Here is a 25,371-nt window from a genome sequence, read left to right as displayed (position 1 = left end):
GGTGGGGCACCCGCACGGGCGCCCCACCACGTCAGCCCAGGCCCACCAGGTCAGCCCAGGAACACCGGTCAGCCCAGGCACACCGGCTCAGCCCAGGCCCGCCGCCACGGCGGCCTGGCGGCCACCGACCACCGGCAGGGTGATCCGGGTGCTGTCGAAGTGCACGGTGATCTGCGCCCGGGTCTGCTTGGCCCGGCTGCTGTACCCGGAGTACGAGCCGAGCAGCACCACCCCGATCTGGTGGCCGGTCTCGAAGACGTAGTCCTCCGGCATCAGCGGCACGTCCACGCCGTACTTCGCGCCCGGCACCAGCGGCGTCGACACGTACAGCGAGTCGAGGTTCAGACCGTCCACGACGCCCTTGGTCACCAACTCCTGCGGGTTGCTCGCCACGGTCTTGACGGTCTGCCGGTAGCAGCCCTCCTCCGCGTACCCGCCGAAGGTGGCCGCCTCGCCCCAGCAGTCCTCGGTGCTGCGGGTCTGGATGCCGTCACCGCTGGTGCTGAACCGCTCCCGGGTGCCGTAGTCGACCAGCAACCCGGCGAAGCTGGTGTCCGTACCGTCGACCGACGCCTTGATCCGCACGATCGGCGTACCGGAGACGTGCAGCGGCGCCGTCAGCGGCGCGGAGAGGAACACCAGCCGGTTCTCGGTGTTGGCCGACGAGTCCGACGGGTGCCGGATCGCGGTGGCCTGACTCATCGTCGGGGTGTCCCGGAACGTCGCCGAACGGTTGCCGGGGCCCGAGCGCACCGACAGCCCACCAGGGCCACCGTCGGTGCCGGGTCGCAGGAACACCTGGGTGGGTCGGCTGGCCGGCAGCGGCCAGTCGGCGTGCGTCTCCCAGACGTCCGGCAGCCGCTCGACGTCGACCGCCGGCTCCCGCATGATCCCGTTGTCGATGCCGTGCAACCAGAAGTCGAACCAGCGGTGCAGGGTCCGCACCCACTCGGCGCGGCGGAAGTCGAACGGGTCGATGTGCCCGGTGCCGGTCAGCCAGAGCTTGCGCGGCACGTTCTGCTCGGCCAGCGCGTACCACCACTTGCTGAAGTGGTCCGCCCGGACGTTGTCGTCGTTGATGCCGTGCACCACGAAGACACTGGCCTTGACCTGGCCCGCGTGCGGCAGGTAGTCCCGTTCCGCCCAGAAGTCGTTGTAGTCGCCGGTGGCGTCGTCGCCGCCCTGGCCGAGCTGGGTCCGCACCGGGGCGCAGTACTGCCGCCGATCCGGGTTGGTGACGGTGTTGGCCAGGCTGCCCGAGTAGTTGTTGGCCCGGGTCACCAGCCCGTTGCTGCGCGAGTAGTCGTACCAGTTGGAGATCGCCGAGATGGGCACGATGGTGGTCAGCCCGTCGACGCCGGTCGCGGCGGCCGCGTTGGCCAGCGTCCCGTCGTACGACTTGCCGATCATGCCGGTCCGGCCGTTGTGCCAGTCGGCGACGACCTCGTTGCCCTCGGCGTCGACGCCCTTGCGGCGGCCGTTGAGCCAGTCGATGCCGGTCGGCGCGCTGATGTTGTCCGCCCGCCCGCCGGTCACCGGGCAGCCGGTCGAGTTGTTGGTGCCGATCATGTCCAGCAGGATCACCGCGTAGCCGCGCGGCACGAAGTAGTTGTCGTAGAACAGCGGCCAGCGGTCGTTGAGGCCGTCGCCGTCCAGGTCCGCCTTGCACTCGCTGTCGTTGCCCCGGCAGACCGTCGAGAAGTACGGGCTGGCATCCATCACCACCGGCACCCGCAGGCCCTGCCCACTGGCCCGGGGCCGGATGATGTCCATCGCCACGACGTCGAGCGCGCCGTCGGCGTCGGTGTCGACGTCGGAGGTCACGAAGATCCGTTCGCGGATCGCGTCGGCGTACCCGAACACCGGCTGGGTGACGCCGTCCGCGACGACCGGTCCCGTACCGGCGGACACCGGCTGCGCCGTCGCCGGGGTCACCGGCAGGACGGCCGCGATCACCGCGACCGCCACCGCCGGAACCCACCATCGCCTCGTGGTTCGCATCCTGCTTCTCCTTCCCGGCACCCGACGTCGACCGCCGCACACCGGAGCTGGCGGGCGGACCCAGGGCCCGTCGGTACACCGTCCGAATAGAACCTACGAAGCCGGACGTGGCAGGTCATCCGACACCTGTGGGACATACCGACGATCGACTCCTACGAATGTCGCAGAAGCGCGGGGCGCGACCCCACCGCACCCGGGCGGCCCGGCCGCCGCGCACCCGCCGGCAGCCCTTTACACCACCGCAACGGCTACGTCTCCGCTGGTTATCCAGCCCCGACCAGGATTGGTCCCGATCCAGCCGCGACACCGACAGGCCCGCCGGGGGGCCTGATGCCGGCCGCGCGGGGACAACTCCAAGGGGGCGCGTATGTCACCGAACGCCGACGTGATCGACATCAACGCCGCACGCTCGCAGCGGGTGCTGATCCTGTCCTGGGAGTACCCACCCGTCCTCGTCGGCGGGCTCGGCCGCCACGTACACGCCCTCTCCGTCGCCCTGGCCGCCGCCGGCCACCAGGTCACCGTCGTCACCCGCCACGCCGACGGCGCGCCGCTGGAGGAACACGTCGACGGCGTACGCGTCGTGCGCGCCGCCGAGGACCCGGTCACCTTCCCCCTGGCCACCGGCTCCCTGCTGGCCTGGACGATGGCGTTCAACCACACCCTCACCCGCGCCGCCCTGCGCGCCGCCGACACCGACGACTACGACGTCGTCCACGCCCACGACTGGCTGGTCGCGCACACCGCGATCACCGTCGCCGAACACCTGGACCTGCCGCTGGTCACCACCATCCACGCCACCGAGGCGGGCCGGCACCAGGGCTGGCTGCCCGAGGAGATGAACCGGACCATCCACGGCGTCGAGCACTGGCTCAGCAACGCCTCCACCCGGCTGATCGCCTGCTCCGGCTACATGCGCGAGCAGATCACCACGCTGTTCGACGTCCCCACCGGCCACGTCGACGTGGTCCCCAACGGCGTCGACGACCGGGCCTGGCGGGCCCGCCCCCGCGCGGTCGCCACCGCCCGCGCCCGCTTCGCCGGAGACGGCCCACTCGTCGGGTACGCCGGCCGGCTGGTCTACGAGAAGGGCGTGCAGCACCTGGTCGACGCCGTACCCGAACTGCGGGAACGGCACCCCGGGCTGCGGGTGCTGATCGCCGGAGACGGCCCGTACCGGGGCGAGTTGGAGGAGCGCATCGGGCAGCTCGGGCTCGGCGGCAGCGTCCGCTTCGCCGGCTTCCTGGACAACACCCAGCTCCCGGCGGTGCTCGGCGCCACCGACGCCACCGTCGTCCCCAGCCTCTACGAACCCTTCGGCATGGTCGCGTTGGAAGCCGCAGCGGCCGGCGCGCCCCTGGCGGTGGCCCGCACCGGCGGCCTGGCCGAGATCGTCGAGCCCGGCGTCACCGGTGTGACCTTCCCGCACAGCGACCCGTCGGCACTGGCCGGCGCGGTCGGCCACCTCCTCGGCGACGAGGTCTTCGCCCGCCGGGTCGCCCGAGCGGCCCGCACCATGGTCGGCCGGCGGTACGGTTGGGCCACCATCGCCGCCCGCACCGCCGAGACCTACGCCGTCGCCCGCCGCGAACACGGGCCCACGCACTCCCGGCACCCCGCCGTCGACCCGTCGCCGCGCCGCCGCACCATCACCATTCCCGACGGCAACCTGCTGGCCGTGTGAGGGGCCGCCTGCCGACCGTCGAGACACGCGCGCGCGAAATAGGTGATCCCCGATCCGCTGGCTAATGTGTACGCCGGACGGTGGATGGGGGACACGTGCGAGCGTTGATCGCCGGCCGGTACCGACTGCTCGACCTGGTCGGGCGCGGCGGGATGGGCACCGTGTGGCGGGCCGACGACGAACTGCTGCACCGGCAGGTCGCCGTCAAGCAGGTCATCCTGCCCGCCCGGCTCGGCGGTGACGAACTCGACCACCTGCGCGCCCGTACGCTGCGCGAGGCCCGCACCGCCGCCCGGCTCAACCACCCCAACGTGGTCCGCGTCTACGACGTGGTCTCCGACGGCGGGACACCGTGGATCGTCATGGAGTACGTGCCCTCACGCACCCTCCAGGACGTCCTCGACACCGACGGACCACTGCCCCCGCAGCGCGCCGCCCGCATCGGCCTCGCCCTGCTGGACGCGCTACGGGCCGCCCACGAGGCCGGCGTCCTGCACCGCGACGTCAAGCCCGCCAACGTGCTCCTCGCCCACGACGGCCGGGTCCTGCTGACCGACTTCGGGCTGGCGGTCTTCGACGGCGACGGGGCGATGACCGGTGCCGGCACCATCCTCGGCTCACCGCAGTACGTCGCCCCCGAACGCGCCGCCGAGGGCGTGTCCAGCGCGCCGGCCGACCTCTGGTCGTTGGGCGCCACCCTCTACGCGGCCGTCGAGGGCCGCTCACCGTACGCCCGCAGCACCGCCATGGCCACCCTCAGCGCGCTGGCCTCCGCGCCACCGGACCCGGCCCGGCACGCCGGACCGCTCTCGGCGGCCCTGGCCGGGCTGCTGCGCCGCGACCCCGCGCACCGCGCCGACCACCCCGAGACCCGCCGCCGACTGCTCGCCGCCGCCGGCCCCGACGAGACCCCACCGCAGACCGGTGACGAGACCGCTCCCCTGCCCACCGAACCGGACTCTCCCGAACCCCCCTCGCACGACCCCGCATCCGGACGCCGGTCCGACGATCCGGCGGACGGTGACCGGGCCGCTCGCACGACCGAGAAGCGGGACGCCGCCCCTGACGACCTGCCCGACGAACCCGCCCCACTCGAACTACCGACCCGCGCGGGCGACCCGGATCGTGAACGGGGTGCGGGGGCGCGGCCCTGGGCGCTCGCCGCCGTCGCCGTCCTGGTGGCGATGGCCGCCGGCATCGGCACCGCGCTGACCGTGGTGGGCACCGGCGACGACCACCCGGACGCACCCCACGGGGCCACCGAATCGTGGCCCGGGACGGCCCCCTACGAGGCCGGCGGCCCGGACCCGGGACCGGGCGGCCCGGGTCCGCGCGACGGAAGACGTCCGCCCCCACCGCCACCGGGCGGGTTGGTACCCCCGCCGCTGCCCTGCGTGCGGCCCTGGGTCGACGGCGGGCCGATCGAGACGACCACCCCCGAGACCGACGACGAGACATTCCGGCCGCCGACCGGCTGGGCCTGGCACACCGATCGCAGCGGCTTCCGGGTGGCCGTACCGGAGCAGTGGCGGCACTCCCGCGACGACGACGTGGCCTGCTTCCAGGATCCGGCGACCGGACGCGCGCTCACCGTCGCCCGGACCACCGACACCAGCCTCGGGCCGGTGGCGCGGCTGCGCGCGGTCCGGGACCGCGAGCTTGCCGCCGGCACCCTTCCCGGCTATCAGGAGTTCCGGCTCGGCCGGGTGGGCGACGCCACGGCGTGGGAGTTCGGCTGGCTGACCCCGCACGGCGACCGGCTCCGCGCCACGCAGATCGTGCCGGACGGGCAGACCCGGGACCGCGCCTGGACGCTCGGCTGGATCACCCACGAGTACGACTGGGAGCCCTCGACCGCCCAGTTCGCCACCATCCGCTCCGGCTTCCGCCCCCGCCGCTGACTCCTCGGCGCCTGAATCACCGGCTGTGCTGGAGGATCGACGGAGGCCGGGTGGGGTGGGTCGGTGCGGCACGCCGCTAGGCTCGGGGGCGTGGAACGGGAACGGCACGACGACACTGACCGGCTGCGAGTCTCCGACCGGGAACGGGAGGAGGTCGTGGAGGTGCTCGGCAAAGCGGTGACCGAGGGCCGGATCACCCTCGACGAGTACACCGAGCGGGCCGGTGCCGCACACGCCTCCCAGACGCGCGGTGAGTTGGCCCGGCTGACCACGGACCTGCCGGACCACCCCGGCCGGAGCGTGCAGCCCCTGGGCGGGCACGCCCCGACCCCGGAGAAGCTCCTGGCGGTCTTCGGCAGCGAGGTCCGCAAGGGCGCCTGGGCGGCACCGGAACTGATCGAAGCACGGGCCGTCTTCGGTGACTGCCGGATCGAGCTGCACGAGGCCCAGCTCTCCGCCCGGGTGACCAGGATCGACGCGGACGCGATCTTCGGCAGCGTCGTCATCGTCGTGCCGGAGGGCACCGACGTACGGCTCACCGGCAGCGCGGTCTTCGGCGACAAGAAGTCGAAGCTGACCGGGCCGGTCACCCCCGGTTCCCCGGTGATCGAGGTGACCTGCCGGGCGATCTTCGGCGACGTGACCGTCCGGGCGCCCCGCAAACGCTGGTGGAGCTGATCACTCCTCGCCCGCTGCGGCACGAGCCCGCCGGACCCGCCGGTCATCGAACCAGAGCGCCAGCCCGACCCGGCCCCGATAGGCGGCGATCCCGCCCCAGACCAGGATGATCAGCCCCGTCCACCACCAGAACCGGCCGCCCACCCCACCGGGCGGACTCGCCTGCCGCACCCGACCGCTCTCGATCACACCGTCGGCCACGTCGATCGCGAGAATCTGATCCGGAGCGGTCAGCACGGTACGCGGCTCGGCAGCACCCGGCGTCAGCGCGAGCACCCGCACGCCCCTCACACTCCCGTACGAGGTGCGCTGATCGATCTCCAACGGCTGGTCGAACCGGTCCTCGGACAGCGGGTGCGGGGTAAAGCCCACGACCAGCGCGGACCCGTCCGGTCCCCAGCCGAGCAGGCGGATGGTGGTCACGTCGGAGACGGCCGGCAGGTCCAGCGCTGCGGCGTCGCGGCCGGTCAGCGGGTCCACCCGCCGCAGGTGCCATTCAGTGCTGTCCACGCGACGGGTGGCCAGGGTCAGCCACCGACCGTCCGGCGTCCACGCTCCCTTGCCGGCCAACGTGGATTCGTAGGGCAGTGCGAACGACGACAACCGCGTACCGTCCCGCGCGGCCACCCAGACCGTGTTGCCGACCTGGTAGGCGAGCCGGTCGCCGGCCGGCGTGAACGCGACCGGGTGAGCGAAGATCGGTTGTTGGGCTGCCTCCTGCACTCGGGTCCGCTGGCGCCCGTCGACCGAGACGATGCTGAGCACCGACCGCAGGCTCGACCGTTGCGCGTCGACGAACACGAGGTCCACCACGGCGATGTGCCGGCCGTCCGGTGCCCACCCCGCCGGGTACGCGAACGTCACGTGCTCCGAGGTGCTCTCCACGTGCCGGGTGCGACCGGTGACCAGGTCGATGACGTCGACACCCGGCCGCTCCGGATCGTCGGCGGACCGGGCGATGTACCGGCCGTCCGGGGACAGCAGCACCGTCTCGCCGACCGGCGAATCGGCTCCCATCCGCAGGATCCGATAGCGATCGGAGTCGGCACCGACCACGCCGATGGTCTCGTCCTCGTCACTCCGGTGCCCACTGAACAGGACGGCGGCTGGGCCGAGGCGCGGTCGGTCGGTGACGTGCAGCGCACCGATCGGCGGGAGGCCGATCCGGTCGGGCAGCGTACCGGCGACCCCGTCGGCCGGGTCCACGCTCGGGGCGCGCCCCACCGGCGCCACTGTCACGGCGAGCGCGACCAGGGCCAGGACCAGCGCTGCCGCGCCCCGGTTCCGGCGTCGGGTGCGTCGTGCGGTGGCCAGCGCCCGCTCGTACACCGGGTAGACCGGCGCGTCCTCCGCCGTGTCCCGCAACGCCTCGCGCAGTCGGCTGGTCACCGTGCACTCCTCTCGGCCGTGTCGTCGACCAGGTCGGGGGCGATCTCCCGCAGCCGCCGCAACGCGTCATGCCCGTGGCGTTTGACCGTGCCGACCGAGCAACCCAACACCTCGGCGACCCGCGCCTCCGTCAGGTCCTCGTAGAACCGCAACACGATCACCACCCGCTGACGCGGAGTCAGCCGCCGCAACGCAGCGGCGAGAGTGATACGCAGCGCGCTGGCCTCAGCAGCGTCACCGGCCGACCGCTCCGGCGGCTGCGCCTCCAACCGCTCCACCAACCGACGCCGCCGCCACCACGACACCTGCTGGTGATACATCACCCGACGCACGTACGCCTCCGGGTCACCATCGGCAACCCGCCGCCAATGCCGATACGTCCGCGCCAACGCCACCTGCAACAGATCCTCGGCAAGTTGGTGGTCCCCGGTCAGCAGATACGCCGTCCGCGACAACCCCGGCGAACGATGCACCACGAACTCGTGGAACGACTGGACCATGCCCACCCCCTCACCGCTCTAGAACGTCAGAGGGCACACCGATGGTTGGGGTCGATGGTGACGGGTCGGTCAGCGGCCGGTGGATCCGTCGATCCGTTCGCGGAGGATGTCGGCGTGGCCGGCGTGCCGGCCGGTCTCCTCGATCATGTGCACCAGCACCCACCGCATCGACGGCGCCGGTCCGCGTCGAGGCGGTCGCGGGGCGGGATGGGACAGGTCCGAGCAGGCGTCGATGACCTGGTTGGCCCGCTCGACGGTGGCCCGGTATTCGGCGAGTACGCCCTCGACGGTGTCGTCGGCGGACGGCCGCATGGTCGCCCGCCAGTTGTCGACGGTCTCGCCGAGGAAGTAGAAGCGTTCGACGTGCGTGAGATGCGTGATCAACCCGAGGAGGTTGGTCCCCGAGGGCACCCCGGCCGTACGGACCTGCGGTTCGTCGACGCCGGCGACCTTGTCCGCTATCGAGGTACGCAGGTAGTCGAGGAATCCTCGCAGGGTGGCCTTCTCGTCGGCGCCGGTCCAGGCCGGTCCGGTGTCCCGGGTGCGGGTTCGTCGTGGGCGGTCGGTCGGCACGTCGTCACTCCGTTCCGGTGGCACGTCGGATGAGCAGGACGTGGTCGATGACGGTCGCGACCTGACCGGCCGGTCCGGTCGCGCGACGATGGGGCGTATCGGCGCGCAGCACCGTCCAGTGCGCGGGGTCCAGTTCGAGGTCGGCGGCGACCTCGTGCGGGGTCGCGTGGTGGACGTCGGGGTCCTGGTTCCAGGACCAGGGGGCGGTGGAGCCGTGGTCGACGATCAGCAGGTGTCCACCGGGGCGCAGGGCCCGTGCGGCGGTACGCAGGATCCGGCTGCGCAGCATCGCGAACGGCGTGTGGAGGTACTGGGCGGAGACGAGGTCGAACCGGCCGGCCGGGAAGCCGCTGGTCAGGTCGTGCCGTTCGGTGACGACCCGGTCGCCGAGGCCGAGCTCGCGGGCGCGGGCCCGGACCCGGTCGACGGCGGTGGCGGAGATGTCCACGGCGGTGACGTGCCACCCGTGGCGAGCCAGCCACAGGGTGTCGCCGCCGGCACCGCAGCCCAAGTCGAGGGCGTCGCCGCAATGCAGTGGCGTGGCGGTCTCGGCGAGCAGCGGGTTGGCCCGTCCGCCCCAGGTACGCCGGGAGCGGTAGTGCCGCTCCCAGAACCGAACGGCGTCGTCCGGCCCGTTCGGGTCCGATGCTTCGTGAGCGGTGCGTGCTCCGGTGGCGTCCATTGGTGCCCTTTCGTCAGGTCGGCGCACCGGCGTCCGGCAGGCCGATCGCGCGCTGCGGTGCCGCCAGCATCACCAGCACCTTTGCCCGGTAGCAATTTCTCTTGCGGATCCGCAATCATCGGGGCATGGACGACTCTGCCGGGGACGTGTTGGCCGGTGTCGGGCCGCGACTGCGGGCGCTGCGCCGAGCGCGTCAGACCACGCTGGCGGCGCTGGCGAGCGAGACCGGCCTGACGGCGAGCACCCTGTCCCGCCTCGAGAACGGCAAGCTGCGCCCGACACTGGAGCAACTGCTGCCGCTGGCGCGGGCGTACGGCGTACCGCTGGATGATCTGGTCGCGGCGCCGCCCACCGGCGATCCGCGCATCCACCTCCGGCCGATCCGGCGCGCCGGGTTGGTGCTGGTGCCGCTGACCCGGCGGGCCGGCGGCGTCCAGGCGTACAAGGTGATCTATCCGCCGGCGGGGCGGTCGCCGACGACGAAACCGCAGACCCACGAGGGATACGAGTGGTTCTACGTGCTCAACGGCACCGTCCGGTTCGTCCTCGGCGATCAGGAGTTCCGGCTCGGCGTCGGCGAGGCGGCCGAGTTCGACACCCGCATCCCGCACTGGATCGGCAGCGCCGACGAGCGGCCCGCGGAACTGCTCACGCTCTTCGGTCCGCAGGGAGAGCACGCCCACGTGACACCGACGCACCGGGCGTAGCCGGCTCGGCGCGGCGCGGCGTGCGACGGTGGCTGGCCCGCCCGTCCGGTCAACCCAGCGCGGGAACGGGTGAGCCGATGCGGTGCAGCGTGCCGTCCGGGTCGACATAGGCGAACTCGCGCAGCCCGTACGGGGTGTCGTGAGGCTCGCCCAACCGGCCGTCGACACCCGAGGCGGCCCAGGCGGCATGCAGCGCGTCGGCATCGGAGACGTACAGGTAGAGCGCCGACGCCGTGCGGGTCGGGTCGTGTTCGGCCCACTCGGTCAGGTGCCACGAGACCGAGTCCCGCTCGACGAATCCGTACCGCTCGGGCCCGGTGTGGGCACGCACGGTGAAGCCGAGCCGCCGGTAGCGGTCCAGCGCGGCGTCCAGGTCACGCACCGGCACCACCGGGGCGATCCTGTCGAAAGTGATCTCTGTGGGCATGCGGGCACCCCATCCGGAAGCGCCGATGTGCGGCGACGACGTCCCGGAGACCGTACCGCCGGGCTACGACAGGTCGGCGGTACGCCGCGTCCCATGGCCGACACAAGCGGTTCGGTGAGCCCTTCGGCGCTGCCATACTCCCTGGTGGTCGGGCCGTTCCCCGGGCAGCGCCACGGCGCTGTCCCTTGTGGAGGCCAACGGCGGTCCCCCTGCGGCGTGGCGGAGAACTACAGTGACGTAGTTTTGGCGCTCAAGATCCCTGGGGAGGGCGAGCCGAGATGATGGGTCCGTCGCACGCGCTGTCGGGCGCGGCGGTATGGCTGAGCGGGTCCTGGGCGCTCCAGCACTTCTACGACTACGAGCAGTCGCCGCTGGCGTTGGCCGTCGGTACCGCCGTCTGCGCCGGTGCCGCGCTGCTGCCGGACATCGACCTGTCCGGCAAGGTGACCCGCAACCGGGGCGGCGCGACCGTGGCCCGCACCTTCGGTGTCTTCTCGCTGTTCGTCGCCGAGGTGGTGGAGAAGATCTCGCTGGGCGTCTACTACGCCACCAAACTCAGCCGGGACCCGAAGCGCAACAACGGCCACCGGACGCTGACCCACACCATCCCGTTCACGGTGCTGGTCGGATGGGGCACCACCACGTTGTGCGTCCAGTACGGCAAGTGGGCGGTCATCGGCATCCTGTTCTTCATGATCGGTCTGGCGCTGCGCGGCCTGTTCGACAAGTGGGCCGCACGCGCCGGCTGGGTCATCGTCACGCTGGTCTCGGCCGGCGCCGCCGTGTTCACCGCCGTCAACCTGCCCGGTGACCGCGGCTATCCGATGATCGGGCTGGCGGTCGGGGTGGGCTCGTTCGTGCACATCCTCGGCGACATGATCACCCGAGCCGGCGTACCGATCCTGTGGCCGATTCCGATCAAACGGCGGATGTGGACACCGATCAGCCTGCCCGACAAGATCGCGATGCGGGCCGGCGGACGGACCGAGACCGTCTTCGTACGCACCGGACTCATGGTCGTCTCGACACTGGCCGCGCTGGGCCTGGTCGCCCCGTCGGTGCTGGAGAAGTTCCACCTCGACATCTGACCGCCTGGGCCCGAAGGGTCCACTCGGGGCCTGGACGCCGGTTCGTCATTGGCTATTGACGTGGCTGTAACACGTGACCTACCTTCTGTCGAACCGCTTAGTCGAAGCGTTTCGACGAGCCCGCGAGGGAGGTGCCCGTGGCCACCATGCAGGACGTGGCGCGCCTCGCCCGGGTCTCGGTCAGCACCGTGTCGTACGTGCTCACCGGCACCCGCCCGATCTCCCAGGCCACCCGGGACAAGGTCCTCGCGGCGATGGCCACGCTCGACTACCAGCCCAACGCGATGGCCCGCGGGCTGGCCAGCCGACGCAGCCGGATCCTCGGCCTGCTGCTGCCGATGGACGAGCGCGGTCTGGGCGCCACCGAGACCGCCTTCGTCACCGGCGCGGCGGCCGCCGCCGGTGCGGCCGGCTACCACCTGGTGCTCTCCCCCATCGGCGTCGGCGACCTCGACGAGCTGCGTCGGCTGGCCAGCCAGCGGATGCTCGACGGCGCGCTGCTGATGGAGGTGCAGCTGCACGACCCCCGGGTGGACGTGCTGCGGGAGGTCGGCGTACCGCTGGTGCTCATCGGCCGCACCGCGGACACCACCGGCCTGTCCTACGTGGACATCGACTTCGAGCAGACCGTCCAGGACGCCGTCGCTCACCTGGTCGACCTCGGGCACCGCCGGATCGTCTACGTCAACCACTCCGCCGACACCCTCGCCGAGGGCTACGGTCCGGCGCTGCGGACCCGGGACGCGTTCACCGCCGCGATGACCGGACACGGCCTGGAACCACTGATGATCCCCGCCGAGGACAGCGCCGCCGGGGGCCGGGCCGCACTGGACACCGCGCTGCGACAGGCACCCGACCTGACCGCGATCCTGGCCATGAACGAGAACGCCGTGTTCGGCCTGCTCGGCGAGCTGGCCACCCGGGGCCACTCGGTCCCCGACGACGTCTCGGTCGTCTCGATGGTCACCTCACCTCAGGTCGCCGAGCTGGCGACGCCCGCGCTGACCGCGATGAGCTCGCCCGGCTCCGCGGTGGGCCGGATCGCCATCGAGACGCTGCTGCGCCACGTCGACGGCGGTCGAGGCGAGATCCACCAGCAACTGTTGCCGTGCGCGCTGGAGGTCCGGGGTTCCAGCGCTCCGCCGCGCACGGCCGACACGAGTGACACGGGGGCCGGCGGCGACCAGCCGGCTCCGGGCAACGAAGCAGCCCGCCGTCGCGCTGCCACGCGACGACGGGCTTGAGGAGTACCGGCTCGATACTCAACAGGGAGACTAGCAATGCGACGATTCCGCAGCGTAGCCGTGGCGGCCACGGTGGCCGCGCTCACGGCGACGAGCCTGGCCGCCTGCGGCGGCGACGGGGACGACAGCGGGGCGAACGTCCTCAAGCTCTGGCACTACGAGAGCGCCAACAGCGCGATGGGCATCGCCTGGGACCGGGCGATCGAGATCTTCAAGGACGAACACCCCGGGGTCGAGGTGCGCTTCGAGCGCAAGGCGTTCGAGCAGATCCAGCAGAACGCCGGCATGATCATCAACTCGGCCGAGGGCCCCGACATCATGGAGTACAACAAGGGCAACGCCACCGCCGGGCTGCTCTCCTCGCAGGGCCTGCTCAGCGACCTGACCGCCGAGGCCACCGAGCGCGGCTGGGACAAGGCGCTGAGCCCCAGCCTGCAGACCACCGCCCGGTACGACAAGGGCGTGATGGGCTCGGGCAACTGGTATGGCGTGCCCAATTACGGCGAATACGTGATGGTCTACTACAACAAGGAACTCTTCACCGAGCACGGCGTCACCGTGCCGACGACGCTGGCCGAGATGACCGCCGCGATGGACACCTTCGTCGCCAAGGGCGTCACGCCGCTGGGCATGTCCGGCGCCGAGTACCCGGCCGGTCAGCTCTTCTACCAGCTCGCGCTCTCCCGCGCGGACCGTAACTTCGTGAACAACTACCAGCTCTACGCCAACCCGGTGGACTTCAAGGCCGACCCGCTCAGGTACGGCGCGGAGACCTTCGCCGAGTGGGTCCGCAAGGGCTACATCGCCAAGGACTCCGCCAGCCTCAAGGCCGAGGACATGGGCACCTCGTTCATCTCCGGCAAGGTCCCGATGATCGTCTCCGGCAGCTGGTGGTACGGCCGCTTCAAGAGCGAGATCTCCTACGACTGGGACAGCTTCCTCTTCCCCGGCAACACGATGCACGCCGGCTCCTCCGGCAACCTCTGGGTGGTCCCGGAGACCAGCAAGGCCAAGAATCTGGCGTACGACTTCATCGACATCACCATGCGCCCGGAGATCCAGGCGCTGATCGGCAACAACGGCGGCGTGCCCGTGGCCGGTGACCCGGCCGCGATCAGCGACGAGAAGGACCGCAAGCTGATCGAGAACTTCAACACCATCAGCGGCCAGGACGGCCTGTCCTTCTATCCGGACTGGCCGGTACCCGGCTACTACGACGTGCTGGTCTCCGGCTTCCAGGGCCTGATCAACCAGTCCAGGTCGCCCGAGCAGGTCCTCGACGCGATCGCCAAGCCCTACCAGGACGGCGTCGCGGAGATCACGCGCGACTGAGCGGCGGCCGGGGCGGGCGTACCCGTCGGCGTCACCCGGTGACGCCCGCCCCACCGTGGAAGGACCTCCCATGGCAGTGCCCGACACCGTCGCCGCCCGCCCGGGGGCGACCACGTCTCCCCCGACGGGCAAGACCCCACGCCGCCCCCGACGCCCCGACGTCGGCTACTGGCTCTACCTGCTGCCCGGCGCCGTGCTGTTCCTGCTCGTCATCGGCGGCCCGCTGGTCTACACCGGCTACCTCTCCCTGACCAAGTGGTCCGGCGTCGGCGACCCCAGCTTCATCGGCCTGGACAACTACCGCACCCTGCTCACCGACGACGTCTTCTGGACCTCGTTCAAGAACACCATCGCGATGATCGTCGCGATGGTGGTGCTGCCCACCCTGATCGGCCTGGTCCTGGCGGCCGTTCTCTTCGACACCATCGGACGCCGGTTCCGGCCGCGTACCGCCGCCGCCCTGCGGGCCGCCTTCTATCTGCCGCAGGTGCTGCCGGTCGTGGTGGCCGGCATCGTCTGGGGCTGGATCCTGCGACCCGACGGCGCGCTCAACGGGCTGCTCGACGCCATCGGGCTCGGCACGCTGAGCCACGACTGGCTCGGCGACCCGGACACCGCCCTGCCGATGGTCATGGCCGTGATGATCTGGGTGCAGCTCGGCTACCCGGTGGTCGTCTTCATGGCGGCGCTGGAACGGGTCAACCCCGAACTGTACGAGGCGGCGGAGATCGACGGCGCCGGCTGGTGGCGACGGTTCCGCGCGATCACCCTCCCGCAGATCCGGCCGGAGACCTTCGTGGTCGGCCTGACCTGCACCATCGCCGCGATGAAGGTGTTCGGCCCGATCTATGCGCTGACCCGGGGCGGGCCCGAGAACGCCACCAACGTGCCCTCCTACTTCGCCTACTTCACCTTCTTCAAGCGGCTCAACGTCGGCTACGGCTCGGCGATCTCGATGGTGCTGACACTGATCATCGTCGTGGTGGCGGTGCTGTTCATCCGGGCACAGAACCGCGCCGAACGCCGCGACGGAGGGCTCTGATGGCCGTCACGCTCACCCCACCCCGCGCAGGCGGCCGTACCCGCCGGGTGCCCGACCGGCACCACCGGGGCGTCACCCGCTGGATCGTGCTGGCCCTGGTCACCGTCGCCGCGCTGGTCATGCTGGTGCCGTTCGCGTTCATGCTGCTCAACGCGTTCAAGTCGCCCGGCGACTACTCGACCAACGGGCCGCTGAGCTGGCCGACCGAGTTCTACACCACCGGGCTGCGCACCTACTGGGAGCAGGTCGACTTCCCGGTCAAGCTGTGGAACTCGATCCTCATCTCGGGATCGGTCGCGGTCCTCGCCGTGGTCGTCTCCCTGCTCAGCGCGTACGCGCTCGGCATCGGCCGGGTCCGCGGCCGGCTCTGGATCATCGGGCTGTTCCTACTGGCCAACATGCTGCCGCAGGAGGCCCTGATCTACCCGCTCTACCACTTCGCCAAGGAGGCCGGGCTCTACAACACCCGCCTGGCGGTGATCATCATCTTCACCGTCATCCAGGCCGCCTTCGGCACGTACCTGCTCGCCTCCGTGCTCAGCACCTTCCCGCGCCCGCTGCTGGAGGCCGCCGCGCTCGACGGGGCCGGCAAGTGGCGGATCCTGTGGCGCGTGGTGCTGCCCAACGTCCGGCCCACCATCTCGGTGCTGCTGGTCTTCTTCTTCATCTGGACCTGGAACGAGTTCCTCATCCCCCTGGTGATGCTGATCGACAACCAGACCCAGACCATCCCGGTCGCGCTCGCCTCGTTGCAGGGTGACCGGCTGATGGACGCTCCCACCACCAACGCCGGCGCGCTGCTCAGTCTCCTCCCGGCGATCCTGTTCTTCCTCGTCTTCCAGCGCACCCTCGCGCGCGGCATCACGGCAGGAGCCGACAAGTGAAGTTCACCGACGGATACTGGCAACTGCGTCCCGGGGTGAGCGTGCTGCGCCCCGGCACGGTCGAGTCGGTGGAGCCGGACGAGCGGTCCTTCACCGTCTTCGCCCCGATCGGCAGGATCACCGGACGCGGCGACACCCTGAACCGCCCGGTGGTCACCGTACGCTTCTTCTCCCCCGCCCCCGGCGTGGTCGGGGTGACCGTCGGGCACCACTCCGGCGGGCTGCCCAAACAGCCCCGCTTCGCCCTCGCCGACAGCGCCTCGCACCCGGTGCAGGTGGAGGTCACCGGGCTCAGCGCGCGGCTGACCACCGGCGAGCTGACCGTGCGGGTGGCGCTGACCGGCCCGTGGAAGGTCGACTTCCTGCGCGGCGACAAGCTGGTCACCTCGTCCACCGAACGCAGCATCGGCGTCGTCACCGACGCCGAGGGCCACAAGTACGTCCACGACCGGCTCTCGCTCGGCGTCGGCGAGACGATCTACGGCCTGGGCGAGCGCTTCGGCGCGTACGTCAAGAACGGTCAGACCGTCGACATCTGGAACGCCGACGGCGGCACCGCCAGCGAGCAGGCGTACAAGAACGTGCCGTTCTATCTCAGCAGTGCCGGGTACGGCGTGTTCGTGGACCACCCCGAGCACGTGTCGTTCGAGGTGGGCTCCGAGGTGGTGTCGCAGACCCAGTTCAGCGTGCCGGGGCAGTCGCTGACATACCACGTGATCGACGGCCCCACCCCGAAGGACGTGCTGCGCCGCTACACCGCGCTGACCGGCCGCCCGGCCCGGGTGCCGGCCTGGTCGTACGGGCTGTGGCTGTCCACCTCGTTCACCACCTCGTACGACGAGAAGACGGTCACCGAGTTCATCGACGGGATGGCCGAGCGGGACCTGCCGCTGTCGGTGTTCCACTTCGACTGCTTCTGGATGCGGCAGTTCCACTGGGTCGACTTCATCTGGGACCCGGCGACCTTCCCCGACCCCGAGGGGATGCTGCGCCGACTGCACGAACGCGGCCTGAAGGTGTGCGTCTGGATCAACCCGTACATCGCCCAGCGGTCCTACCTGTTCGAGGAGGGCCGGCAGGCCGGCTACCTGGTCCGCAACCCGGACGGGTCGGTCTGGCAGTGGGACAAGTGGCAGGCCGGGATGGCGCTGGTCGACTTCACCAACCCGGACGCGGCCCGCTGGTACGCCGACAAGCTCAAGGTGCTGCTGGACATGGGTGTCGACTGCTTCAAGACCGACTTCGGCGAGCGCATCCCGACCGACGTGGTCTGGCACGACGGGGCCGACCCGCAGCGGATGCACAACTACTACTCCCACCTCTACAACAAGACCGTCTTCGAGCTGTTGACCGCCGAACGCGGCGAGGGCGAGGCGGTCGTCTTCGCCCGCTCCGCCACCGCCGGGGGCCAGCAGTTCCCGGTGCACTGGGGTGGCGACTGCGAGTCCACCTTCGTGGCGATGGCCGAGTCGCTGCGCGGCGGCCTGTCGCTGGCCGCCTCGGGCTTCGGCTACTGGAGCCACGACATCGGCGGCTTCGAGGGCACGCCCGACCCGGCGGTGTTCAAGCGGTGGATCGCCTTCGGGCTGCTCTCCTCGCACTCGCGGCTGCACGGCTCCGGCTCGTACCGGGTGCCGTGGGCGTACGACGCCGAGGCCGTCGACGTGCTGCGCCGGTTCACGCGGCTCAAGATGTCGCTGATGCCATACCTGGCGGCGGCGGCCGACGAGGCGCACCGCGAGGGCGTACCGGTGATGCGGCCGATGATCCTGGAGTTCCCGGACGACCCGACCGCCGCATACCTGGACCGGCAGTACATGCTCGGCCCGGACCTGCTGGTCGCCCCGGTGATGAGCGCCGACGGGCAGGTCACCTACTACGTACCGGCCGGCACCTGGACCCATCTGACCAGCGACGCGCAGGTCACCGGCCCGGGCTGGGTCACCGAGAAGCACGGCTTCGACAGCGTCCCGGTGCTGGCCCGGCCCGGATCGGTCATCCCGTTCGGGACGGTCACCGACCGGCCCGACTACCGCTGGGCGGACGACGTCACCCTGCGTCTGTACGCTCCGGCACCGGGCCAGCGGGTGCGGGTGCGGGTGCCGGCGCCCGACGGCGGGTCCGGTACGGAGTTCGAGGTGCACCACCGCGACGGGACGGCCACCGCCGAGGTGGTGGCGGGCGACTCGTCGGGGTACCGCTGCGAGGTCACGGAGGTGGCGAAGTGAGTGATGTCGTGTTCCCCGAGGGCTTTGTCTGGGGGTCGGCCACGGCGGCGTACCAGATCGAGGGCGCGGCCCGGCTCGACGGCCGTGGACCGTCGATCTGGGACACCTACAGCCACACCCCGGGACGCACCCTGAACGGGGACACCGGTGACGTCGCCGCCGACCACTACCACCGGTGGGAGTCCGACCTGGACCACATCGCCGCACTCGGGCTGGACGCGTACCGCTTCTCCATCGCCTGGCCCCGGGTGCAGCCCGGCGGTTCCGGCCCGGTCAACCAGGCCGGCGTGGACTTCTACTCCCGCCTGGTGGACGGGCTGCTGGAGCGCGGTGTCCAGCCGGTCGCCACGCTCTACCACTGGGACCTGCCGCAGGAGTTGGAGGACGCCGGCGGCTGGCCGGAGCGCGACACCGCGCTGCGCTTCGCCGACTACGCCTCGGCGATCGTCGGGGCGCTCGGCGACCGGGTGCACACCTGGACCACGTTCAACGAGCCGTGGTGCTCGGCGTACCTCGGGTACGCCTCCGGCGTGCACGCGCCGGGACGCACCGAACCGGAGGCGGCGCTGCGCGCCGTACACCACCTGAACCTGGCGCACGGCCTGGCCGGCCGGGTGATCCGCGACCTGGCCCCGGCGGCGCGGCTGTCGGTCACGCTGAACCTGCACGTGATCCGCCCGGCCTCGGACTCGGCGGCCGACGTCGACGCGGTACGCCGCACCGACGCGCTGGCCAACCGGGCCTTCCTCGGCCCGATGCTCGACGGCACGTACCCGGCCGACCTGCTCGCCGACACGACGGCGGTCACCGACTGGTCGTTCGTGCGCGACGGCGACGAGCGCACCGCGGCCGTCCCGCTCGACGTGCTCGGCGTCAACTACTACTCGACCACCCTGGTCCGCGCCTGGGACGGGGTCTCGGCCCGGTCGAGCGCCGACGGGCACGGCCGGTCGGCGCACTCCGCCTGGGTCGGCGCCGACCGGGTCGACTTCCTGCCCCAGCCGGGCCCGTACACGGCGATGGGCTGGAACATCGAGCCGGCCGGCCTGACCGAGTTGCTGCTGCGGCTGCACCGCGAGTACCCCGACCTGCCGCTGATGATCACCGAGAACGGCGCCGCCTTCGACGACGTGGTCTCGCCCGACGGCGCGGTGCACGACGACCGCCGCGTCGACTACCTGCGCCGGCACATCGCCGCCACCCACGACGCGATGGCGGCGGGCGCGGACGTGCGGGGCTACTTCGTCTGGTCGCTGCTGGACAACTTCGAGTGGGCGTACGGCTACGACCGCCGGTTCGGGATCATCCGCGTCGACTACGACACCCAGGAGCGCCTCTGGAAGGACAGCGCCCACTGGTACCAGCGGCTGGCGGCGACGGACCGGCTGGACCAAAACCCCTAAATGCTCAAATCATTTCGGCATTGGCTGGGGATTATCCTATGATTGCGTCATGCTGTACCCGACGCCGGAACTGACCCAGGACGACAAACGCGTTCTCGGCGAGCTGGAGACGATGCGTGAGGCTCTTCGTTACCAGGTCGCCGAGCCGAGGGGGTGGAGCGGCCAGCTCCGCAGGACCCTGATCGCCCACGCCATCCAGGGGTCGAACTCGATCGAGGGGTATCAGGTCGGCCTCGACGACGCGGTGGCGGCCGTCGCGGGCGAGGAACCGATGGACACGAGTCCGAACACGTGGGACGTGATCACCGGATACCGGGACGCCCTCACCTACGTGCAGCAGCTCGGACGCTCCCGGGAGTTCGCCTGGCAACACATGCTTCTCGACGCGCTGCACTTCATGATGATGCGGCACGACCTCACCAAATGGCCGGGCCGGTACCGGCCCGGCGACATCTACGTCGATGAGGCCCACACCGGCCGGCGGGTCTACACCGGCCCTGACCCGGACCACGTTCCCGCCCTGATCTCCGAGTTGATGGCTTGGCTGGCGAACGGGGAGCCGGAGGTCCCGCTGCTCGTGCGCGCATCGATGGCCCACCTCAACCTGGTGAAGATCCATCCGTGGCGGGACGGAAACGGACGGATGTCACGGTGCCTGCACACCCTGGTCCTCGCCAGGGACGGCGTGCTGGCGCCGGAGTTCTCCTCGATCGAGGAGTGGCTGGGCGCCGGGCGGAACACCTACGCCTACTACGATGTACTCGCCGAGATCGGCGGCGCGACCTGGCAGCCGGACACCGACACCGGGCCGTGGATCCGGTTCTGCCTCAGCGCCCACCATCAGCAGGCCCAACTGGTTCGGCAACGAATCGACCAGGCCGCCCGCCTGTGGGATCTGCTCGACGGCTGGGTCGGTCGACACGCGCTGCCCGAGCGGGTCGTCAGCGCCCTGCAACTGGCGGCGACCGGCGGCCGGGTCCGCCGAACGGTGTACCAACACGACGAGGGTCTCACGGACGACCAGGCCATCCGTGACCTTCGGGCGCTGGTCAAGGTGGGTCTACTCGAACAGCGTGGCCAGACGCGTGGGAGGCACTACGTCGCCTCGACGACGCTCCGGGACTTGGCCGCACCGGCACTACGCCCCAAGGAGATCGTCGACCCGTACCAGCGGTAACCTGTCCCGGCCGACACAGCCAACGGGCCGATCAGACGCCGACGCGCTGCTCGGGCACGGTCAGGCCGTACAGCGCCATCAGCTCGGGGGTGTCCACCCGACTGCCGTCGGCCACCGAGTCGCAGGCGATGTCGACGATCTGGTCCTTGTGCGCCAGCAGGTAGGGCCGGGCACCGACGTCGGCACTGGCCAGGGTGGCGATGCCCGGCCAGTGCCGGCGGCCGAACAGCATCGGGTAGCCGCGCAACCCGTTGTAGGTGGCGCAGACGAGCACGTCGGGGAAGGGCAGCGCGGTGACCCGGCGGATCGCCTCGGCGGTCAGGCCGGGCATGTCGACCGGGACCACCACCGCCGCCTCCACCCGGTCGTCGTCGATGCCGGCCAGGCCGGCGCGGATGGACGAGCCGACACCGGTGCCCCACGCCCGGTTGACCACCACCGTGGCATGGTCCAGGTGCGCGGTGTCGCGGACCTGGTCGGCGGCGGCCCCGAGGACGACGACGATCTGTCCGCAGCCCGCCTCCGTCAGCGTGTCGATCATCTGGTCGACCAGAGGTTTGTCGCCCTGGTGCAGCAGGGCTTCGGGGCCACCGATGCGGCGGCCACCTCCCGCCGCGATGATCATTCCTGCGATCCGGTTCAGAACCGCGCTCCCTCCAGTGTGGGACCGGGTGAGCACCGTGGCGCTGTCCGTCCCGTCCGACGCACATCGTTTGCAACGACCACGGACGGAGGAGAGTGGCGGGGCAAATCGGATAAATTAGGTAACACGCTCATCCTTCGGTGCGCGTCGGACGTATGCCGCATCCGTCGGCCCGAGCCCCTGACGGACCGGCTCAGCCAGGCACCGGCAACGCGCCACCGACGCGGATGGGACCGTACGCGTCCCGCAACCGGCCGCCCGTACGCCGGTTGACCACCGCCACCACCTCGGCCAGCATGGACAGCGCGGTCTGGGCCAGCGAGTCCCCGCCGAGATCCAGGCCCGCCGGCCCGGCGAGCCGGTCGAGACCGGCGAGACCACCCAACCGGGCCAACCGTCGGGCATGCGTCTCCCGGCTCCCCAGCACCCCCACGTGACCGGCCCGGCCGGACAACGCGGCCCGGATTGCGCGGTCGTCGATGCGCGGGTCGTGGGTCAGCACCAGCACCGCGTCGCGAGGCCCGACCGGGGTAGCGGACAGCCACCGGTCGGGCCAGTCGCAGACCACGTCGTCGGCCGCCGGCACCCGCTCCCGATGGGCGTACGCGGGTCGCGGGTCGACCACCGTCACCCGGTAGCCCATCGGTACGGCCAGCGCGGCCACCGCGGCGGCCAGATCCGTCGCACCGACCAGCACCAGGAGCGGGCCGGGACGCCACTGCTCGACGAAGTACTCCTCGTCGGCGGGCAGCCCGTCCCGGCTCGCCGCGACCGACCAGTCGAACGGCTCCCGCAACGCGACGGCCACCGCCAGCGGACGGCGCGCGGCCAACGCGGCACCGATGGTCGCGTACACCGCGCCGGAGGGCGCCGGCGCGATCAGCACCCCCAACTCGGCGACGCAGGCGGGCGCGGCCTCCCAGGGCATCAACTCCGCGCCGGGGGTGACCGCCGCCAGGCGGGGGCGGGCACCGTCGAGCACCGCGCGGGCCTCCGCCAGCAGGGCCCCCTCCACGCAGCCACCGGAGACCGAGCCGGCCCAACCGCCGTCGGCGGCGACCGCCATGGTGGCGCCCAGCGGCCGGGAGCCGGGGCCGGTCCGCCGTACCAGCCGGGCCAGCACGACCCGCTGCCCGGCCGCGTACCGCCGCTCGACGAACGGCCACACCTCCGCCAACATCCGCCGACACCTCCCAGACGTCGTTGCGTACCTTTTTATCGCTTTCAACGACTTTGGACGTTACGGATCCGTTTAATAGCGTTAACTCGCCGGCCCACGATCCTCCGGGGAACGACCGCATGGACACCGAGATCACACTCCGCGTGGACGGCGCCGACCATCGGCTCACCGTCGACACCCGCACCACCCTGCTCGACGCGCTGCGCGAACGACTCGGCAACACCAGCCCCAAGAAGGGCTGCGACCACGGCCAGTGCGGCGCCTGCACCGTGCTGCTCGACGGCCGACGCGCCAACAGCTGCCTCGCGCTGGCGGTGGCCCACGACGGCGCCGAGGTGACCACCGCCGCCGGACTCGCCCGCGACGGTCGACTGCACCCCGTGCAGCAGAGCTTCATCGACCATGACGCCTTCCAGTGCGGCTACTGCACCCCGGGACAGATCGTCTCGGCGGTCGCCATGCTCGCCGAGGCGGCATCCGGGTGGCCCAGCGCGGTCACCGTACGCGACCCGGACCGCACCGACCCGGCCGCGCACGGACCGGTCGACCTCACCGCCGACCCCGACGAGATCCGGGAACGGATGAGCGGCAACCTCTGCCGCTGCGCCGCGTACGCGAACATGATCCCGGCGATCCAGGAGGTGGCCCGGTCATGAGGCCCTTCCGGTACGCGCGCGCCACCGACCTGGCCGGCGCGGTCGCCCTGCTGGCCCGCTCACCACAGGCGGCCTTCCTCGGCGGCGGCACCAACCTGGTGGACCTGATGAAGCTCGACGTGGCCCGCCCCGATCTCCTGGTCGACCTGCGGGACGTCACCTCCCGGAGCGTCACGGAGCTGCCCGACGGCGGCGTCCGCATCGGTGCCGGCGTCTCCAACAGCGACCTGGCCGCCGACCCGCTGATCCGGCGTCGCTACCCGGTCGTCGCGCAGGCGCTGCTCAACGGCGCCTCGACCCAGTTGCGCAACCTCGCCACGGTGGGCGGGAACCTGTTGCAACGCACCCGCTGCCCCTACTTCCAGGACGTCACCACGGCGTGCAACAAGCGCACCCCGGGCACCGGCTGCTCCGCTGTCGAGGGACACCACCGCGACCTGGCGATCCTGGGCGTCTCCCCGGAGTGCATCGCCACCCACCCGTCGGACCTGGCCGTGGCGCTGGCCGCGATGGACGCCCTGGTGCAGACCACCGGGCCGGACGGCAGCCGCACCATCCCGCTGACCGAGCTGCACCGACTGCCCGGATCGACGCCCCAGACGGACACGGTGCTGGCCCACGGGGAACTGATCACCGCCGTCGACCTGCCTCCGCTGCCCTTCGCCGCCCGCTCCTACTACCGCAAGATCCGCGACCGGGCCTCGTACGCGTTCGCCCTGGTCTCCGTCGCCGCCGCACTCGACCTGTCCGACGGACGCATCCGCGACGTCCGGATCGCGCTGGGCGGCGTCGCGCACCGGCCGTGGCGGGCCACCCGCGCCGAGGACCTGCTGCGCGGCGGACCGCCCACCCAGGACAGACTGCGCCGAGCCGCGGAGGCCGAGCTCGCCGACGCGCGACCGCTGCCGGAGAACGCCTTCAAGGTGCCGCTGGCCCGCAACGCCGTCGTGCGTACGCTGCTGGACCTGGCCGCGACGGACCGGTAGGCGACGGGCCGATCCCGCGCACCGCCGCCGAGGCTTAGAACGACCTCGACCTTTCGTCAAGGGGGTCGGCCGACTGCCACACTCCCTCGTGGTGTCCGCAGCCGCGTTCCCGAACACATGGACTCGCCGCCAACGGTTGCCGCATGGCAGGCTGCCATGAAGGGGTGATTCCACGGAACGCCCTATCCACTGACCCCGTCTCGCTCTGGGAAGGACAAGCGTGTCACGCCGCCTCTTTACGTCCGAATCGGTCACGGAAGGCCACCCGGACAAGATCGCTGACCAGATCAGTGACGGCATTCTCGATGCCCTGCTCACTCAGGATCCGCACAGTCGTGTGGCGGTGGAGACCCTGATCACGACTGGTCAGGTGCACGTGGCGGGTGAGGTGACGACGAAGGCGTACGCCGACATTCCGTCGATCGTCCGCGAGACGATTCTGGGGATCGGCTACGACTCGTCGAAGAAGGGCTTCGACGGGGCGTCGTGTGGGGTGAGTGTGTCGATTGGGGCGCAGTCGCCGGATATCGCGCAGGGTGTGGATAACGCCTTCGAGTTGCGGACGGGTTCGTCGGAGTCCGCGTTGGATGCGCAGGGTGCCGGTGATCAGGGGATGATGTTTGGTTTTGCGTGTTCGGAGACGCCGGAGTTGATGCCGTTGCCGATCGCGTTGGCGCATCGGTTGGCGCGTCGGTTGTCGGCGGTGCGTAAGGACGGGACGGTGCCGTATCTGCGTCCGGACGGTAAGACGCAGGTCACCATCGAGTACGAGGGTCTGCGTCCGGTGCGGTTGAACACGGTGGTGGTGTCGAGTCAGCACGCTGCCGACATCTCGTTGGAGTCGTTGCTCACTCCGGATGTGCGGGAGCATGTGATCGGGCCGGAGTTGGAGAGTCTGGGGTTGGATGTCGAGGGGTATCGGTTGTTGGTGAATCCGACGGGCCGGTTTGAGATCGGTGGTCCGAT

Annotated in this window: 23 protein-coding genes; 15 read left to right on the top strand and 8 right to left on the bottom strand. The window is 71.2% G+C overall.

All coding sequences use genetic code 11. From position 1 onward, the window contains the following. Positions 1-87: 87 nt before the first annotated feature. The gene (locus ACWDVW_RS15350; RefSeq protein WP_449948743.1) at positions 88-2,001 is read right to left on the bottom strand and encodes a Xaa-Pro dipeptidyl-peptidase; all 1,914 of its coding nucleotides are present in this window, start codon (positions 1,999-2,001) and stop codon (positions 88-90) included. 367 nt (positions 2,002-2,368) lie between these two features. Here ACWDVW_RS15350 and ACWDVW_RS15345 point away from each other — a divergent pair, with 367 nt between their 5' ends. The 3 genes from ACWDVW_RS15345 to ACWDVW_RS15335 all read left to right on the top strand — a co-directional run bounded on the left by ACWDVW_RS15345 (position 2,369) and on the right by ACWDVW_RS15335 (position 6,264). Then, positions 2,369-3,685 carry a glycosyltransferase family 4 protein gene (locus tag ACWDVW_RS15345; RefSeq protein WP_449948741.1) on the top strand — a complete coding sequence of 439 codons (1,317 nt, stop codon included), beginning with the start codon at positions 2,369-2,371 and terminating at the stop codon, positions 3,683-3,685. Positions 3,686-3,780: 95 nt separating this feature from the next. Beyond that, the gene (locus tag ACWDVW_RS15340; RefSeq protein ID WP_449948738.1) at positions 3,781-5,586 is read left to right on the top strand and encodes a protein kinase domain-containing protein; all 1,806 of its coding nucleotides are present in this window, start codon (positions 3,781-3,783) and stop codon (positions 5,584-5,586) included. 90 nt (positions 5,587-5,676) lie between these two features. Then, complete coding sequence (locus ACWDVW_RS15335) at positions 5,677-6,264, top strand: DUF1707 SHOCT-like domain-containing protein (protein WP_449948736.1); 588 nt, start codon at positions 5,677-5,679, stop codon at positions 6,262-6,264. Here the strand turns inward: ACWDVW_RS15335 and ACWDVW_RS15330 are convergent, their stop codons facing one another. The 4 genes from ACWDVW_RS15330 to ACWDVW_RS15315 all read right to left on the bottom strand — a co-directional run bounded on the left by ACWDVW_RS15330 (position 6,265) and on the right by ACWDVW_RS15315 (position 9,408). Continuing rightward, the gene (locus ACWDVW_RS15330) at positions 6,265-7,653 is read right to left on the bottom strand and encodes a TolB family protein (protein ID WP_449948734.1); all 1,389 of its coding nucleotides are present in this window, start codon (positions 7,651-7,653) and stop codon (positions 6,265-6,267) included. After that, on the bottom strand, positions 7,650-8,153 hold the full coding sequence (locus ACWDVW_RS15325) for a SigE family RNA polymerase sigma factor (protein WP_449948732.1): 504 nt from the start codon (positions 8,151-8,153) through the stop codon (positions 7,650-7,652). The genes ACWDVW_RS15330 and ACWDVW_RS15325 overlap by 4 nt, the downstream gene beginning before the upstream one ends. A gap of 69 nt (positions 8,154-8,222) precedes the next feature. Continuing rightward, positions 8,223-8,726: a DinB family protein gene (locus ACWDVW_RS15320; RefSeq protein ID WP_449948730.1), complete on the bottom strand. Its 504-nt coding sequence runs from the start codon at positions 8,724-8,726 to the stop codon at positions 8,223-8,225. A gap of 4 nt (positions 8,727-8,730) precedes the next feature. Next, positions 8,731-9,408 (bottom strand): SAM-dependent methyltransferase, encoded by a 678-nt coding sequence (locus ACWDVW_RS15315; protein WP_449948727.1) that lies wholly within the window; start codon positions 9,406-9,408, stop codon positions 8,731-8,733. Positions 9,409-9,533: 125 nt separating this feature from the next. Between ACWDVW_RS15315 and ACWDVW_RS15310 the strand changes: the two genes are divergently transcribed. Beyond that, on the top strand, positions 9,534-10,115 hold the full coding sequence (locus ACWDVW_RS15310; RefSeq protein WP_449948724.1) for a helix-turn-helix domain-containing protein: 582 nt from the start codon (positions 9,534-9,536) through the stop codon (positions 10,113-10,115). A 49-nt stretch (positions 10,116-10,164) separates the two neighbouring features. Here ACWDVW_RS15310 and ACWDVW_RS15305 read toward each other — a convergent pair whose 3' ends face one another. Continuing rightward, entirely contained in the window at positions 10,165-10,542 is a 378-nt protein-coding gene (locus ACWDVW_RS15305) for a bleomycin resistance protein (RefSeq protein ID WP_449948721.1), read from the bottom strand. A gap of 278 nt (positions 10,543-10,820) precedes the next feature. Between ACWDVW_RS15305 and ACWDVW_RS15300 the strand changes: the two genes are divergently transcribed. The 8 genes from ACWDVW_RS15300 to ACWDVW_RS15265 all read left to right on the top strand — a co-directional run bounded on the left by ACWDVW_RS15300 (position 10,821) and on the right by ACWDVW_RS15265 (position 20,940). Further along, complete coding sequence (locus ACWDVW_RS15300; protein WP_131053199.1) at positions 10,821-11,630, top strand: metal-dependent hydrolase; 810 nt, start codon at positions 10,821-10,823, stop codon at positions 11,628-11,630. A gap of 146 nt (positions 11,631-11,776) precedes the next feature. Beyond that, positions 11,777-12,874 carry a LacI family DNA-binding transcriptional regulator gene (locus tag ACWDVW_RS15295; RefSeq protein WP_449948992.1) on the top strand — a complete coding sequence of 366 codons (1,098 nt, stop codon included), beginning with the start codon at positions 11,777-11,779 and terminating at the stop codon, positions 12,872-12,874. A 36-nt stretch (positions 12,875-12,910) separates the two neighbouring features. Next, entirely contained in the window at positions 12,911-14,206 is a 1,296-nt protein-coding gene (locus tag ACWDVW_RS15290; protein WP_449948718.1) for an extracellular solute-binding protein, read from the top strand. Positions 14,207-14,276: 70 nt separating this feature from the next. Continuing rightward, on the top strand, positions 14,277-15,248 hold the full coding sequence (locus ACWDVW_RS15285; RefSeq protein WP_449948714.1) for a carbohydrate ABC transporter permease: 972 nt from the start codon (positions 14,277-14,279) through the stop codon (positions 15,246-15,248). Continuing rightward, positions 15,248-16,132: a carbohydrate ABC transporter permease gene (locus ACWDVW_RS15280; RefSeq protein ID WP_449948712.1), complete on the top strand. Its 885-nt coding sequence runs from the start codon at positions 15,248-15,250 to the stop codon at positions 16,130-16,132. The genes ACWDVW_RS15285 and ACWDVW_RS15280 overlap by 1 nt, the downstream gene beginning before the upstream one ends. Further along, a complete protein-coding gene (gene yicI / locus ACWDVW_RS15275; RefSeq protein ID WP_449948709.1) occupies positions 16,129-18,360 on the top strand; it encodes an alpha-xylosidase in 2,232 nt (743 codons plus the stop codon). Before ACWDVW_RS15280 ends, yicI begins: the two co-directional genes overlap by 4 nt. Next, positions 18,357-19,763, top strand: coding sequence for a GH1 family beta-glucosidase (locus ACWDVW_RS15270; RefSeq protein ID WP_449948707.1), 1,407 nt, complete (start codon positions 18,357-18,359; stop codon positions 19,761-19,763). The genes yicI and ACWDVW_RS15270 overlap by 4 nt, the downstream gene beginning before the upstream one ends. A gap of 49 nt (positions 19,764-19,812) precedes the next feature. Further along, the gene (locus ACWDVW_RS15265; RefSeq protein ID WP_449948705.1) at positions 19,813-20,940 is read left to right on the top strand and encodes a Fic family protein; all 1,128 of its coding nucleotides are present in this window, start codon (positions 19,813-19,815) and stop codon (positions 20,938-20,940) included. 31 nt (positions 20,941-20,971) lie between these two features. On the opposite strand, the gene ACWDVW_RS15260 is transcribed toward ACWDVW_RS15265, so the two are convergent. Together ACWDVW_RS15260 and ACWDVW_RS15255 are read right to left on the bottom strand one after the other, a co-directional pair. Further along, the gene (locus tag ACWDVW_RS15260; RefSeq protein WP_131053206.1) at positions 20,972-21,565 is read right to left on the bottom strand and encodes a nucleotidyltransferase family protein; all 594 of its coding nucleotides are present in this window, start codon (positions 21,563-21,565) and stop codon (positions 20,972-20,974) included. Between the two features lie 211 nt (positions 21,566-21,776). Beyond that, positions 21,777-22,763: an XdhC family protein gene (locus tag ACWDVW_RS15255; protein WP_449948702.1), complete on the bottom strand. Its 987-nt coding sequence runs from the start codon at positions 22,761-22,763 to the stop codon at positions 21,777-21,779. 119 nt (positions 22,764-22,882) lie between these two features. On the opposite strand from ACWDVW_RS15255, the gene ACWDVW_RS15250 reads away from it, so the two are divergent. From ACWDVW_RS15250 to ACWDVW_RS15240, 3 genes are all read left to right on the top strand, one after another. Then, positions 22,883-23,419 (top strand): (2Fe-2S)-binding protein, encoded by a 537-nt coding sequence (locus ACWDVW_RS15250; protein ID WP_449948700.1) that lies wholly within the window; start codon positions 22,883-22,885, stop codon positions 23,417-23,419. Further along, complete coding sequence (locus tag ACWDVW_RS15245; protein WP_449948697.1) at positions 23,416-24,405, top strand: FAD binding domain-containing protein; 990 nt, start codon at positions 23,416-23,418, stop codon at positions 24,403-24,405. The genes ACWDVW_RS15250 and ACWDVW_RS15245 overlap by 4 nt, the downstream gene beginning before the upstream one ends. A 220-nt stretch (positions 24,406-24,625) precedes the next feature. Beyond that, positions 24,626-25,371: methionine adenosyltransferase (locus tag ACWDVW_RS15240; RefSeq protein ID WP_449948694.1), on the top strand; the 746-nt coding region annotated here is incomplete at its 3' end.

The sequence above is a fragment of the Micromonospora sp. NPDC003241 genome (genome assembly GCF_053589795.1).
The sequence above is the reverse complement of the archived record's forward strand: the minus strand, read 5'-3'. Positions and strand labels throughout refer to the sequence as shown.